At 65.7% G+C, this 13,989-nt stretch carries 13 protein-coding genes; 8 read left to right on the top strand and 5 right to left on the bottom strand.

The features are described 5' to 3' along the window. The first annotated feature begins 9 nt into the window (after window positions 1–9). The 5 genes from ACK4SV_RS05735 to ACK4SV_RS05715 all read left to right on the top strand — a co-directional run bounded on the left by ACK4SV_RS05735 (window position 10) and on the right by ACK4SV_RS05715 (window position 3,562). Window positions 10–519 (top strand): MotA/TolQ/ExbB proton channel family protein, encoded by a 510-nt coding sequence (locus ACK4SV_RS05735; RefSeq protein WP_409916847.1) that lies wholly within the window; start codon window positions 10–12, stop codon window positions 517–519. Further along, window positions 519–935 carry an ExbD/TolR family protein gene (locus ACK4SV_RS05730; RefSeq protein WP_409916846.1) on the top strand — a complete coding sequence of 139 codons (417 nt, stop codon included), beginning with the start codon at window positions 519–521 and terminating at the stop codon, window positions 933–935. The genes ACK4SV_RS05735 and ACK4SV_RS05730 overlap by 1 nt, the downstream gene beginning before the upstream one ends. Before the next feature lie 19 nt (window positions 936–954). Further along, on the top strand, window positions 955–1,374 hold the full coding sequence (locus ACK4SV_RS05725; RefSeq protein ID WP_409916845.1) for an ExbD/TolR family protein: 420 nt from the start codon (window positions 955–957) through the stop codon (window positions 1,372–1,374). 14 nt (window positions 1,375–1,388) lie between these two features. Next, window positions 1,389–2,012 carry an energy transducer TonB gene (locus tag ACK4SV_RS05720; RefSeq protein WP_409916844.1) on the top strand — a complete coding sequence of 208 codons (624 nt, stop codon included), beginning with the start codon at window positions 1,389–1,391 and terminating at the stop codon, window positions 2,010–2,012. Between the two features lie 137 nt (window positions 2,013–2,149). After that, on the top strand, window positions 2,150–3,562 hold the full coding sequence (locus ACK4SV_RS05715) for a hypothetical protein (RefSeq protein ID WP_409916843.1): 1,413 nt from the start codon (window positions 2,150–2,152) through the stop codon (window positions 3,560–3,562). 301 nt (window positions 3,563–3,863) lie between these two features. Here ACK4SV_RS05715 and ACK4SV_RS05710 read toward each other — a convergent pair whose 3' ends face one another. The 3 genes from ACK4SV_RS05710 to ACK4SV_RS05700 form a co-directional block, all read right to left on the bottom strand. After that, window positions 3,864–4,418: a polymer-forming cytoskeletal protein gene (locus ACK4SV_RS05710; protein WP_409916842.1), complete on the bottom strand. Its 555-nt coding sequence runs from the start codon at window positions 4,416–4,418 to the stop codon at window positions 3,864–3,866. Beyond that, on the bottom strand, window positions 4,402–5,616 hold the full coding sequence (locus ACK4SV_RS05705; protein WP_409916841.1) for a peptidoglycan DD-metalloendopeptidase family protein: 1,215 nt from the start codon (window positions 5,614–5,616) through the stop codon (window positions 4,402–4,404). The genes ACK4SV_RS05710 and ACK4SV_RS05705 overlap by 17 nt, the downstream gene beginning before the upstream one ends. A 191-nt stretch (window positions 5,617–5,807) precedes the next feature. Further along, the gene (locus tag ACK4SV_RS05700; RefSeq protein ID WP_409916840.1) at window positions 5,808–6,284 is read right to left on the bottom strand and encodes a peroxiredoxin; all 477 of its coding nucleotides are present in this window, start codon (window positions 6,282–6,284) and stop codon (window positions 5,808–5,810) included. 94 nt (window positions 6,285–6,378) lie between these two features. Between ACK4SV_RS05700 and ACK4SV_RS05695 the strand changes: the two genes are divergently transcribed. After that, window positions 6,379–9,765: an AsmA-like C-terminal domain-containing protein gene (locus ACK4SV_RS05695; protein WP_409916839.1), complete on the top strand. Its 3,387-nt coding sequence runs from the start codon at window positions 6,379–6,381 to the stop codon at window positions 9,763–9,765. A gap of 202 nt (window positions 9,766–9,967) precedes the next feature. Here ACK4SV_RS05695 and tyrS read toward each other — a convergent pair whose 3' ends face one another. After that, window positions 9,968–11,218 carry a tyrosine--tRNA ligase gene (tyrS, locus tag ACK4SV_RS05690; protein WP_409916838.1) on the bottom strand — a complete coding sequence of 417 codons (1,251 nt, stop codon included), beginning with the start codon at window positions 11,216–11,218 and terminating at the stop codon, window positions 9,968–9,970. 51 nt (window positions 11,219–11,269) lie between these two features. Here tyrS and ACK4SV_RS05685 point away from each other — a divergent pair, with 51 nt between their 5' ends. Beyond that, entirely contained in the window at window positions 11,270–12,397 is a 1,128-nt protein-coding gene (locus ACK4SV_RS05685; protein WP_409916837.1) for an anhydro-N-acetylmuramic acid kinase, read from the top strand. Window positions 12,398–12,499: 102 nt separating this feature from the next. Here ACK4SV_RS05685 and ACK4SV_RS05680 read toward each other — a convergent pair whose 3' ends face one another. Continuing rightward, window positions 12,500–13,219 (bottom strand): alpha/beta hydrolase, encoded by a 720-nt coding sequence (locus ACK4SV_RS05680; RefSeq protein WP_409916836.1) that lies wholly within the window; start codon window positions 13,217–13,219, stop codon window positions 12,500–12,502. Between the two features lie 145 nt (window positions 13,220–13,364). On the opposite strand from ACK4SV_RS05680, the gene ACK4SV_RS05675 reads away from it, so the two are divergent. Beyond that, window positions 13,365–13,964 carry a DUF1579 domain-containing protein gene (locus ACK4SV_RS05675; protein ID WP_409916835.1) on the top strand — a complete coding sequence of 200 codons (600 nt, stop codon included), beginning with the start codon at window positions 13,365–13,367 and terminating at the stop codon, window positions 13,962–13,964. Window positions 13,965–13,989: the final 25 nt, after the last annotated feature.

Below are 13,989 nucleotides of genomic sequence, written 5' to 3'. Positions count from 1 at the left end.
TAACCCGGTATGGGTTTCCAAGACCTGCAAGCCTTCCTTGATCGCGGCGGCCCGGTGCTCGTCGTCATCATGGCCGCAACCTTCGTGATGTGGGCCCTGATCCTGGAACGGCTGTTCTATTTCCGCTTTGCGCACAAGCAGGTGGCCGCTGAGGCGGTCGCCGAGTGGCGCGCCCGGTCTGACCGCAAGTCAGCCCTGGCCCACTGGGTGCGCGACAAGCTCGTCTCCGAAGTCCGGGGCAAGGCGGAAGCGAACGTGCAGCTGACGAAGGCAATGGTGGCGCTTGCGCCATTGCTGGGTCTGCTCGGCACAGTGACCGGCATGGTCGCGGTGTTCGACATCATGGCGATCACTTCGGGCGCGGATGCGAAGGCCATGTCGGCCGGTGTGTCGCGCGCCACGATCCCAACGATGGCGGGCATGGTGGCATCCCTGTCAGGCATCATGTTCACCTCGGGCATGGACCGGCGGGTCAGCCGCGCAGTCCAGGCTGTCGAAGACGAGATGGAGATCAGCTGATGCGCGGACGTTCATCGAGACAGCCTGATGAGGCCGAAGTCGACCTGACTCCCATGCTGGATGTTGTGTTCATCCTGCTTATCTTCTTCATTGTGACGGCGACCTTCGCACGGGAAGAGGCCATCGGCCTCGAACCGCCGCCGCCGCCACCGCCGCCCACGGACGAGCCGCCACCGCCGGTGCCGGCCATCCTGATCTTCATTGATGAGTCCAACCTCATCACTGTGAACGGAAGGGTGACCGATATCGGCTCCGTCCGGGCGAACATCGAGCGTGTCGTGGCCGAACAGCCCAACAGCGCGCTCATCATCCAGGCCCATCCGAGAACCCGCAGTGGTATGGTGATCCGGATACGGGACGAGGCCTACAATGCCGGCTTCAGGGATCGCGTGAACATCGTGATTTCGCAGAGCTGATCCAGAGGAGACCCGAACTATGGCACGCAGAAAACGCCAATCCTCCGGGGGGCCCAAGAACGATACGGATGTGAACCTCACGCCCATGCTGGACGTGGTGTTCATCCTCCTGATCTTCTTCATCGTTACCGCGCAGTTCATCAAGGAGCCGGGCGTTCCGGTTCTTCGGCCGGACGTTGACAACAAAGCCAGCGTCAAGCCGCTCGCGATCCTGATCGCCATCGACAAGAACAGTGAAATCTATGTCGACAAGCAGCGGGTCGCCCCATCGGAAATAGGCTTTATTATCCGGGAGATGCGGGGAGACAACCCGCGCGGAGAGATCGTCCTGCAGACCGATGTGGATGCCGAGGCGCAAGTAATGGTTGACGTAATGGAAGCCATCAACAAGATTGATGGGTCTACGGTCATCAATATCTCGGCAAAAACCAGCGGCTAGAGGAGATCGCAGACATGATGAACAATCCCCTGTTGCGCCTTCTGATCGGTGTCCTGATCGCGGTGCCGATCGTGCTGGCGATCTTTTTCCTGATGAACTGGCTGATTTCGGTCAAGGAAATCGAGCTGAACGAGGCGGAAACGCGGACCCTGTCCGCCATCACCCCGCAGAAGCAGGATAGCGAGATGCGCACGCGCACCCGGACCCCGCCGAAGCAGATTGATGCTGCCCAGAAGCCGCCGCCGCCGCCGAAACAGTCGGCCACCAAGTCGAGCATCAACCTGCCGACGCCGAAGATCGAGGGCGGCGCGCCGCAGAACCTCGACCTTGGCCGGATGCAGAGCCTTGCCATCGACCCGGTGGCGGTGTCGGACCGTGACGCGCAGCCGATCCGGCCGCCGGCCCCGTCCTTCCCGCAGCGCGCCGCCGAGCGCGGCATTTCCGGCTCCTGCGATGTCCGCTTCGACGTGGACACGCGCGGCAAGCCCTACAATGTCTCGGCGACCTGCACCGATAACATCTTCAAGTCCGAAGCCGAACGGGCCGTGTCCCGCGTGGAATTCGCACCGAAGATTGTTCGCGGCCAGGCGGTTGAGCGCCGCAACGTGGTTTACCCGCTGGAGTTCAAGCTCCAGTAGGGCTTCCGGGCCTGGCCGCCGGCGTCCTGGCGGGCGCGGCGGCCAGCTCCGCCCTTCCGGGCTGCCGGCGGAGGTTTGCCGCCTCCCAGGCGCCCCAGAACATCACGACACCGTGCAAACGGTCAGGAGAAAGACAGATGCAGTTCAAGGCAATCCTCAAAGGGGCGATCGTGGCCGGGGTGATGGCGGTCATGGGCGCAGGCAGCGCGCTGGCGCAGCAGGCCTGTACCGAGACCCAGTTCGGCGCGCGGACCGGGGCGATCTACCTCGAAGCCGAAACCGCGGCGATGACCAACAAGGATTTCAACACCGCCGCCGCGCGTCTCCAGACGCTGCAGACCATGGAACTCAATTGCTATGAGCGGATCGCGATCGTCCGTCTTGGCGCCTATGTGAAGCTGGAGCGCGGCGACCGCCGCGGCGCGGTGCAGGACCTCCTGTCGCTGATCAATATGGGCGCCATTCCGCAGGACCAGATGGCCTCGACCTATTACAACATCGCCCAGATCTATCTGCAGGAAGAAGACCTGCGTCAGGCGCTCGAATACATGACCCGCTGGCAGCGCGCCGGCGGCCGGCCGGACCGGACGCAGAAATGGCAGCTCGCCGTACTGAACCAGCGCGCCGACAATTATGCCGAGGCCGTCCGCTGGGCCGAGGAAGTCCGCCGCGAGGATGGCAGCCGGTTCGACCAGCAGCTCTACGACCTCCTCCTTTTCCTCTATGACCGCACAAACAACAACGCCAAGGTCGCCGAGATCCTGGAAGTGCTCGTCGAGCGCAACCCGCAGGAGCGGCGCTATTGGGATGCCATCGCCGGCAACCTGTTCCAGGCCAACCAGGAGCAGCGTGCCTTCGAAGTGCAGAAGGCGATGTATCTCGCCGGCCTCCTGCGCACCGAAGAAGAGATCATGCGGATCGTGAACTTCTATAACCGTCTGGACGCGCCTTATCACGCTGCCCGGATCCTCGAGAAGGAAATGAATGCCGGTCGCATCCAGAAGACCGTTGAGCGGCTCGACCTGCTCGCCAACCTCTACCAGGTGGCGCGTGAGCATGAGAAGGCGATCCCGGTGATCCGTCAGGCCGCCGAAATGGGCGGCGGCGGCGCGATGTATGAGCGTCTCGGCGCCTCCTATAACGAGCTTGGCCGCTGGGCTGAAACCGAAGAAGCGCTGACCCGGGCCCTGAACACTCCCGGCATCCGTGACCGCGCGGCAGCCTGGGTTCGCATTGGCCAGTCCCGGTATGAGCGCAATGACCGCTCCGGCGCCCGCGAAGCCTTCCGCCAGGCCAACAACCCGGCTGGCCGCGGCTGGCTCGCCTTCATGGATTCGGAGGAATACACGGCGGCGGCGCTGGTGTGCTTCGAGGTCCAGTCCGCCCTGTCCAATGTCCAGAACGAGCAGAAGATCTGTCAGCGCCTGTCGGTGGTTGGCGACGAGAACCTGCCGGAAGGCTGCCGCACGGTGCGCGAGCGTCTGACGGAGCTGGAGCAGCGGTTCCGCGACACGCCGGAATGCCGCCGGGTCTCCGCGCAGCCGGTCTGATCGGGCCGGGTCTTTCCGGACACGCCTTCAAAGAAACCCCGGGCCCCGCGTCCGGGGTTTTTTCTTGGCGCCTTTCGCCGCCAGCGGCCTATAGGGGGGGGGCTTAAAGGGCGGTACGCACCCGCACCGCAGGAGCAGCTCGTCGACTGCGCGGTGGCGGCGAGAGTGAGGTTGGGGGCGCCCCCACTGGCGAGGCGGCACGGCCTGTCTGCCTTTGGCACGGCCCCAAAAGAAAAACACCGGCAATAAAAACTGCCGGTGTTCCTGGACTTTCAGAGATGATCTCAGACGAGCGGGGCGATCAGCCCGGGGGCGCAACCGGCGGGGCGCCAACTGTTCCGCCATGCCCGTTTCCATTGCCATTGCCGGCTGCGGCCGGGGCGCTGGCGCTTGCCGACGGTTTCACATCGGACGCGGCAACCGGGCCGGTATCCCGCAGCGGGTCTTCGGCGTGCTTGACCTGGCCTTCAAAGACGGCGTTCGACTGGATCTGCAGCGAGGAGTGGACGATGTCGCCCTTCACATGCGCGCCGGTTTCCAGCTCGACCTTCCGGGCGCGGATGGAGCCCTTGATCTTGCCCTTCACCTTGACGACTTCGGCTTTCACCTCGCCGGTGATCTGGCCGCTGGCGCCAATCGTGATGTCGGTCGCGCTGACATCCCCGTCGACGATGCCGTCGATCTGCAGGGCGCCTTCGGAAGTCACGGAGCCATTGATGCGCATGTCTGCACAGATGATCGAAGCGGCGCGGGCGGCCGATTTCGTCACGGCGCCGCGCACGGCCTCCTGGGCGGGCACCGGTTTCTGCGCTTCTGCAGCCGGCGGCGGGGCCGGTTTGTTATTCTTGGTGAACATGTCTGCCTGCTTTCAGGAAATTCATCGGGTCGTATGGTTTATTATTGTACCACACTTCATAGTGAAGGTGATCCCCGGTACTGCGCCCCGTTGAGCCCATCCGTCCGATCAGATCACCTTGTTTGACCTTATCGCCGACCTTCACGGTGATCGAGCGCAGGTGAGCATACCGGGTCGAGAAGCCATTTCCGTGGTCAACCTCGACCAGCAGCCCGTAAGCGCCGCGAGAGCCGGCATGGACGACGCGCCCCGGGCCTGTGGTGACGATAGGCGCGTCCCGATAGGCGGCCATGTCGAGGCCAAGGTGCGCGGCCATCCGGCGGGTGAACGGGTCAATCCGCCGGCCATAGCGGCTGGTATAGCGATACGGCACGCTGATTGGCTTGCCGAGGGGCAGGTCGCGGACGAGCCCTTCATAATGCTTCATCTCGAGCATCCGCGCGCGCACCTGGTCTAGGCGGATGGTGAAGTTGGTGTCACGCAGGCCCGCAGCGGCCCCGGAGGAGGTGAGCGAGCCGAGCGAGACGAGCGGCCCGCCAACGCCGGCCTGGGGCGGGGTGCCCATCCGTTCGGTGCTGACCTGGGTCAGCATCAGGACGCCCCGGGCGCGCTCCGCCCGTTCGGCGGCCATGTCTTCCATCTGGTTGAACAGGCGGAGCATGTCCGCCTCGATGGCGCGGGGTGTGCCGCGTGCCGCGTTCATGCCGACCGCTGCAAAGCTGAAATGCGCGTCGCGCGACTGGCGCCGGTCGGATTCCTCGATCGTCGCCTCGATCAGCAGGGAAGCCCCATCGCCTTCGAGCGCGGAAAGTTTCAGCCCGTCCTCATCGCGGATCTCGTTCAGCAGTTCTTCCAGCGCGCGCTGCTTGGCTTCAAGCTCGGCTGTTTCGCGGGTGCGCTCTTCCAACAGGGTGCGCTGCAGCGATTCCTGAGCGCGCAGGTTGTGCACCCAGCGCTCGTATTTCGCGAGTTCCTTGCTCTCCGCCGCGCCGGCGCCCGAGGGGCCGCCGCCCACCAGGAAATTGGCAGTCGCGAAAACGGTCCAGCCAGCCAGGGCGGTGATGCCCGCGGCCATGATGGCCTGCTGCCAGGGAGAGACGGATATGTATCGGACGGTGCCTCCGCTCCGGTGATAGATCTGACGTTCCGGGAACGCGCGATCAAACGCCGTTTTGAGGTTAGCACTCAACTTAGCCATGTAAGTGACCCGTCCGCTGGATACTTGAACATGTGCGCCACGGACCCCTCCGCAGCAACTCCTACACCCCGGGGTATAGATACCGAATTCGACTGAGGGCGAAACCCCTGCAAAACATATTTTTCAGCAATCTTCGCCTTATGGGGTTAACTTGCGCTTAACCTGCTCGTCTGCTGCGTCAGCAACAGGCACTAAGCGCGGGAACGGCTTCGGATTTCGTCCAGAACCTCCTGCGCATGGCCGGCAACTGTTACCTTTTGCCAGGTTCGCGCAATGCGCCCGTCGGGCCCGATCAGGAAGGTGCGCCGGGCCATTCCCATATAGGTTCGTCCGTACATGGATTTTTCTTCCCATGTGCCATAGGATTTGGACACCGAGCCTGCATCATCGCTGCCAAGCTCCACGGTCAGGCCATGCTTGGCCGCGAATTTTTCATGTTTGGATACCGGATCGCGCGAGACGCCGAGGATGGCGGCACCGGCCGCGTCGAACTCTGCGGCGAGGGCGGTAAAGTCCAGCGCCTCCCGGGTGCATCCGGGCGTGTCGTCCTTCGGATAGAAATACAGGACCAGCCAGCGGCCGGCATAGTCTTTCAGCCGTTTCGGGCCTGAAAGGGTCTCCATCCTGAATTCCGGAGCCTTTTTTCCCTCTGCAGGCGCAGCCGTCATGTGATCCTCCTATGGTTCGTCCGGTTCATCTTGTTTATAGTTTCTTTGTGCAAAATACCCTGCGGCTGTTGTGTTTTTTCTGAGGAGCCGAAGTTTGGTCCGTCAGACCGCCGTTGTGATCTTCCTGGAAATCCTTGGCGCCCTGATCCTCCTGGCCCTGGTGCTGGCCGGGCTGTTGTTCCTGCGCCTGTCGAGCGGGCCGATCGACCTTGCCCCGTTCCGGGATGATGTGGAGCGGGCGCTCGCCGAAACGCGGGAGGGCCGGCCTGTCTCGCTGGGCGCACTACAGCTGGAATGGTCGCGCGGCAGCCGCCGGGTCGAGATTACTGCGCAGGATGTGCGCCTGTATGACCATGCCCGCCAGCCGGTAGCCGAAGCGCGCGCGGCGCAGATCACGCTGGTCGGTTCGTCGCTGCTGTTCGGGCAGGCAGAGGTGCTGGCGATTGATCTCAGCGAGGGATGGATCGCGCTTGATCCGTTGCCGGACGGCCGCTGGGCGCTGGCGGCGGAACCCCTGCCGCCCTTTGCGCCCACCCGGGACCTGCCGGACACGCCGCAGGGCTGGATCGACTATACCGGCGAGGTGCTGCCTGCCTGGCTGCGGGCGCTGCGCGAGGCGGGCGGCGGGCTGACGCTGGAACGGGCGGCGTTCGAGGGGTTTGAAGTCCGTATCCGGAACGAAGGGCGCGCGATCACCGGCCAGGTGGATGACGCGGCCGGGCGGATCGAGCGCAAGGAAGCGGGGCTGACGCTGGCGCTGTCCGGCAACGGGCAGGGCGCGGGACTTCCCGGCGCGATCCGGCTGCAGATGTCACTTCTGGATGCGGAGCGGCGCGTGGAGGCGGAGCTGGCGCTGGATGCCTGGCCGCTGGGCGATCTCGCCGAACGGCTGGGCGTTGCCCCGGAAGCGGCCGAAGGGCTGGTCTCGGCCATCGCGGTGACCGCCGGGCTGAGCGAGGAAGACGGGCTGGAGCATGTGCGGATCGAGACGCAGAGCGGCGCTGGCCTGATCGGCCTGGCGGACATGATGCTGGAGGTCCGCGATCTGGGGTTGGAGCTGTCCTATGACCGGGCGGCGGACCGGATGGAGCTGACCCTCGCCACACGCGGCGCCGGCCCGGTGACCGGCACCGCGGCCATCGGGATCGATGCGGCCCTGCGCGGGGAGGGGCCGCGCCCGTTCGAGATGACCAGCCCGGCGCTGACGCTGAACCTTGCCCCGATGTTCGAAGGCCCGTTGGACCTCGCCAGCCTGCGCATCGCGGGCGAGGCCGACATCGATGCCTTGTCCGTCAGCGGAATGACGGCAGAGTTTGCGAGCAGCGGGGCGGCCTTCCGCGTCGACGGAGCGCTGGCGCGCACGCCGGCACGGCAACCGGGGCAGCCTCCCTTGCTCGGCGCGATCAATTTTTCAGTGAACGGAGCGATAACGCCCGAGACCGTTTACGCCTTCTGGCCGGTCCAGCTGGGCGACGGGGCCCGAAGCTTTGCCGTGCAGCGCATCAGCGGCGGGACGGTGCATGACATCCGGGGCCGGCTGAGGCTGGAGGGGGACAGCCTGCAAAATGGATCGCTCAAGGACGATCATCTGGCCCTGACCTTCCGCGCGGAGGATGTGACGGTTGCCTTCCTTGATGATCTGCCGCCTGTGACCAATGCGTTCGGGCGCGGAGAACTCACGGGCAACAGCTTTCGGTTGATTGCCGACCGGGCCCAGTTTTCCGGCTGGCAGGTCAGCGAGGGGCTGGTGCATTTGCCGGCCTTCTGGCCGCGCGGGGAGGAGATGCGCGTGTTCGGGCGCGCCAGTGGCCCTGCGCACAGGCTCATGCGGACGCTGGTCGAGTCGCGGCTCGCGATCGAGTTTGATCCGGCGCGCCTCTCCGGCGAGGGGGAAGGGACATTCGAAATGTTCCGGCCGGCGCTGAACGAAGTTCCGTATGAGGATGTCCGGTTCTCCGCGACCGGCACCGCGCGGGAGGTTGGCCTGCGGGCCGCGGCCCTCGGATATGACCTGACGGGCGGGGCGGTCACGGTGACGGTGGACCAGGCCGGGGCGGAGATCCGGGGAGATGGGCAGCTGGGGCCGGCGCCGGTCAGTTTCCGCTGGACGCAGGCTTTCATGACCGGCAATGCGCGTTCCGACCTTACGGCGCGTGGAACCGTGACCCCTGATTTCCTGAACCGGTTCGGGATTACCGGGCGGGCGTACATGTCCGGCGAGGCGCCGTTCGAAGCCACGGTCCAGCTGGATGGTCCTGATGTGGCGCAGTCGCGGGTCCGGGCGGACCTGTCTGCGGCGCGGCTTGATTTGTCAGAGTTCGGATGGATCAAGCCGGCCGGGGAGCAGGCCGCCGCGACCATTGATCACCGCGAGGTGGACGGACGGACTGTCTCGAGCGTGAGCTTTCGCAGCCCTTCTGCGCGCCTTGACGGAGACTTGACCCTCGGCGCGGATTCGCGCCTTGTTGCGGCCACGCTGCGCGAAGCCTTCCTGCGCAATTCGGCTGAAGTGTCAGGCTCCGTCGCGCGGGAGCGGGACAACAGCCTGACCGTGACGCTGGCTGGCAGGTATCTCGATATTTCGGGCGTGCTCTCCGGGCTCGGGGCGGCGAGTGCTGCGGCGGAAGATGACGGGGTTCCGATGCGGCTTGCCGCCTCCGTCGACCGGCTGACAGTGCGGCCAGGGCTGGACCTGCGCCAGGCAAGGCTGATGGCAGCGTCCGGGCGCAGCGGGCTGCAGACATTGGAGGCGAGCGGGCAGACCGCCGGCGGCGCCCCGCTGGAAGCGCGCCTCGATGCGACGGGCAATGGCCCGGCGCGGTTGGATGTGACGTCCGGCGATGCGGGCTTCCTGACGGGGGCAATCCTCGGCGCCGATTTCCTGAGCGGCGGCCAGATGGTGATTTCCGGCACGCTGGAAAAGGACGGGCAGCCCGCCGACCTTGCGCTGCAGATCACCAATGCGCGGATGCGCGAGGCTCCGTTCCTGACGCAGATCCTCTCGCTCGCCTCGCTCCGGGGGCTGACGGATACGCTGGGCGGGGAGGGGGTCCTGTTCTCGCGGATCGACATTCCGCTGAAGGTTTCGGGCAGCCGATATGTGGTCTCCGGGGCGAAGGCGCAGGGTCCGGCTCTTGGCCTGACCGCCAGCGGCTTTGTGGATACGCGGACGACTGATCTGCAACTGGATGGGGTGCTGGTGCCGAGCTTCGGTGTGAACTCCGCCCTCGGAGGAATTCCGATCCTGGGCGACCTCGTCGTCGGGCGTGACGGGGAGGGCGTGTTCTCGCTGACCTATTCCGTGCGCGGAACTCTGGACAAGGCCAATGTGGCGGTCAATCCGCTCTCGGCGCTGGCGCCGGGCGTGATCCGGCGGATCTTCGAGAACCCCTCCGATACGCGCATCCCCGAGGCAATGCCCCGCCCGCCGGACAAGCCCATTCCCACAGAGCTTCCGCCGATCAAGGAAGAGACGTTTTGAAGTGAGGAAGAAGAGCGTTCCATTGACCGCTCGGTTCCTGAGTTTCGTCACGCTCGATGGACGCCGCGATAGCGGGGGCCATCTGAGCGCCCATCTCCGGGTGTCGCCACCCGGAATTGTGGTAAGGTGAGGAGATGGGCACTCAGACGGGCTGTCGCCCGTCGAGTGTGACGAAGGAACCGCGATGGCGGGTCTGTTGTACCTACCCGGCCTTCACCAGTGCGTGGCGTTTCTTGCCGGCGGAGAGTTTGGCGGCGCCGTCTTTCAGGTCGGCGAGGGTGAGGGTTGCGTTGGGATCCGTCACGAGCACATCGTTGAGGCGGATCGCGCCCTGTTCGATCATCCGGCGGGCTTCGCCGTTCGATTTGGTCAGCCCGGCAGCGGCGCAGGCGGCGGCCACGAGGATGCCGGCGGCAAGGTCCGCCTGCGGAATATTCACGGTCGGCAATGCGTCTGCAGCTGCGCCGGCCGAGAAGACTGCCCTTGCGGCGGCTTCGGCTTCCTGCGCGGCGGCTTCGCCATGCAGCAGCGTCGTTGCCGCATTGGCGAGGGCGATCTTGGCCGCATTGATCTCTGCGCCCTGAAGGGCTTCAAGGCGGAGGATTTCGTCCTGCGGAAGATCCGTGAACAGACGGAGGAACTTGCCGACATCGGCATCCTCCGTGTTGCGCCAGAACTGCCAGTATTCATACGGGCTCTTGCGGTCCGCATTCAGCCAGACCGCGCCGCCGACCGTCTTGCCCATCTTCACACCGGAGGAAGTGGTGACGAGATGCGCCGTCAGGCCGAAGGCCTGCCCGCCATCCGCCTTGTGGATCAGGTCCACGCCGCCGAGGATATTGCCCCACTGGTCCGACCCGCCGAGTTGCATCCGGCAGCCATGGCGGCGGAACAGCTCCAGGAAGTCATAGGACTGCATCAGCAGGTAATTGAATTCGAGGAAGGTGTAGGGCTGCTCAGCCTCGAGCCGGCGGGCGACCGTGTCCTGCTTCACCATCGTGTTGATGGTGAAATAGGTGCCGACCGAGCGCAGCATTTCAATGTAGCCGAGCTTGCCCAGCCAGTCGTCATTATTGACCATGACGGCGTCCGAAGCGCCATCGCCGAAGCGGATGTAAGGCAGGAAGGCCTGCTTGATGCCGGCCATGTTGGCGGCGATCTGCTCATCGGTGAGCAGGGGGCGGGATTTTTCCTTGTCCGTCGGGTCGCCGACCTTGGTGGTGCCGCCGCCCATCAGGGTGATCGGCTTGCCGCCATGGCGCTGGAAGATGCGCAGCATCATGATCGTCATCAGATGGCCGACATGCAGGCTGTCGGCGGTCGCGTCATAGCCGACATAGGCGACGGGCGTGCCGGAAGCGCAATAGGCGTCGAGCTCGGCCTTGTGCGTCGTGTCCTTGATGAAGCCGCGCCAGCTGAGCTCGCGCAGGAATTCCGACTTGTATTCGCTCATCTTCTTGTGTCTCCGTGGAGCGAAGGGCGCCTAACACGGAAAGGGCAGGGCTTGAACAGGGCGATTGTAGAATCAGGCCCGGTCTGGGCGGCGGGGTTCATGTCCGGCACCTCGCTGGACGCGGTGGACGCGGCGATGATCCTGACCGATGGCGAAGCTGTGCTGGAGTTCGGCCCGGTGGCGGAGCGCAAGTATACGCCGGGGGAGCGGGCCGTGCTGCAGGCGGCGACGGACGCGGCGCGGGCCTGGAACTGGACAGGGCCGCGGCCAGAAGCAGCGTTTGCGGCGGCCTGCGAGGTGATCACGGCGACCCATGCCGATGCCTGGGCCATGCTGACCGGGCAGGCCGGGGCGCCGGTGCCTGTGATTGCTGGCGTGCACGGGCAGACGGTGCTGCACCGAAGGGCGAGGCCGGGCGCGCCGGGCGCGACGCTGCAGCTGATCGAGGCGGGCGCCATGCGCGCGGCGCTGGGCGTGCCGCTCGCCTATGATTTCCGGTCTGCGGATGTGGCAGCTGGCGGGCAGGGCGCGCCGCTGGCGCCTGCCTATCACGGTGCGCTGATGACGCGGCTCGGCGGGGAGGCAGCGGCGGTGCTCAATCTCGGCGGGGTGGCGAATATCACTGCGCGGATGGGCGATGGCACGCTGATCGCGTTTGATACCGGGCCGGCAAACGGACCGATCGATGAATGGGTCGAGGGGCATGGGAAAGGCACGCAGGACACCGGCGGGCGGCTCGCCTCGGCTGGGCGAGTGCATGAGGGGCTGCTGGCGCAGCTGCTCGATCATGGCTGGTTTGAGGAGACGCCGCCCAAATCGCTCGACCGGTATGATTTCAGCGCCTCGATGGCGCGCGGGCTGTCGCTGGAGGATGGCGCGGCGACACTGACGGAGTTTTCGGCGGCGGCGGTGGCGCGCGGGTTCGAGCATCTGCCGGAGCGGCCGGCGCGGCTGATCGCGTGCGGCGGCGGGCGGCATAATCCTGCCTTCATGGCGGCGCTGAAACGGCGCGTGCCGTGCGCTGTGCTGTCGGCGGAACAGGCCGGCTGGCGCGGGGATTCGATCGAGGCGGAGGCGTTTGCCCTGCTGGCCGTGCGCGCAGCGAGAGGACTGCCGCTCAGCTGGCCGGGCACAACGGGCGTGGCGGAGGCGATGACGGGCGGGGTGGTGGCGGCCTGACCTGTCCGCTCATCCCCGCGCACGCGGGGTTGCGTGTCAGAAAGGACCGGCCCGCCCCCCGCCTGCGCGAGGGCGAGCGGGGGAGTGGGCCGGGGCAGAGGATCAATCCTCGAAGTCTTCGTCTTCTTCTAGGAGGGCGGGGGCGTCGTCTTCTTCAGCTTCCTGGCGGAGTTGCTGTTCGGCCTCGGCGAGGCGGCGCAGCAGGTATTCCTCGCACAGGCCGATCAGCTCGTCGCGGCGGTCGGCATAGAAGTGGTTGGCGCCGGCGACCTTGGCGCGCTCGACCTTCTGGCCTTTCTGGACGCGCACCTTGGTCAGCGCCCGCTCGACGTCTTCGGGCGAGGCGACAGCGTCCTTGTCGCCCGAGATGATCAGGCCGGAGGCCGGGCAGGGCGCGAGGAAGGAGAGGTCATAATGGTTGGCGGGCGGGGAGATGGCGAGGAAGCCGTCAATTTCAGGCCGGCGCATGAGCAGCTGCAGCGTGATCCAGGCGCCGAAGGAATAGCCGGCGCACCAGACATAGCGCGGGGTTTCCGACAGGTTCTCAAGGTAATCAAGGACATAGGCGGCGTCCTCGAGTTCGCCGATGCCCTGATCATAGGTGCCCTGGCTGCGCCCGACGCCGCGCGAATTGTAGCGGAGGACGCCGAAGCCGTGCTTCTCGAAGAGCTGGTAGAGCATGATCGTGATGGGATCCTGCATCGTGCCGCCCGCTTTCGGGTGGGGGTGCAGGATGAGGGCGATGGGCGCGCCCGGATAGGGCGGCTCGGTATAGCGCGCTTCAATACGGCCCTGGGGACCCGGAATAATGATCTCGGCCATCGCAACCTCGGCGTTTTTTGCACAGAAGGGCGGGTAGATAGGCCAATTGGGACCGGAAAAGCAAATTTTTATGCACCTCCGGGGGCGGTGTCTGTTAGCGTCGGCCTGCGGCAGGTGCCGCATCTGATGCGCAGGGGAAACTTCTTTGAAAATCAGGATCCTGGCGCTTGCGGGCGCATTCGTGACGGCGGCGGCCTGTGCAGGCGGGCCGGTTGGCATGGCGGAGCCGGCGCCTGCGGCGGCGCCGGTGGCTGCTGGGGATGCGGCGGAGAGCCACCCGCTCGCTTTCCTGTTCGGCGAATGGATCGGCACGGCCAAGGGCATCGGGCCGGACCAGCAGCCCTATGAGGTGATCCAGACCGAGCGGGTCGGGCCGATGCTGGACGGCGCGGTCACTGTGATCGAGGGCCGCGGATATGGGGCAGATGGCACGCTGTATTTCAGCGCCTTTGCGGCCGTCTCGCGCAACAATCACACCGGCAGTTGGGAAATGCGCAGCTATAGCGGCGGCAATGCCGGGACGTTTCCGTTCGAGCCGACGGAGACCGGCTTCCGCTGGAGCACGCCGGCGGGGCCGGGCGCGCGGATAGTGTATACGGCCACCGTGGCCGATGGCGTCTGGGACCAGATCGGCGAATACACGCCAGAGGGCGGCGAGCCTCTGCAAGTGTTCGAGATGAACCTAACCCGCACAGGGGACACCGACTGGCCGGCAGCCGGCTATGTCGCTCCGCCCGCCCAGTAGAGCGCAGAGGCGCAGGAAGCCCGTG

This window comes from Hyphomonas sp., assembly GCF_046313735.1.
GTDB lineage: Bacteria > Pseudomonadota > Alphaproteobacteria > Caulobacterales > Hyphomonadaceae > Hyphomonas.
The sequence above is the reverse complement of the archived record's forward strand: the minus strand, read 5'-3'. Positions and strand labels throughout refer to the sequence as shown.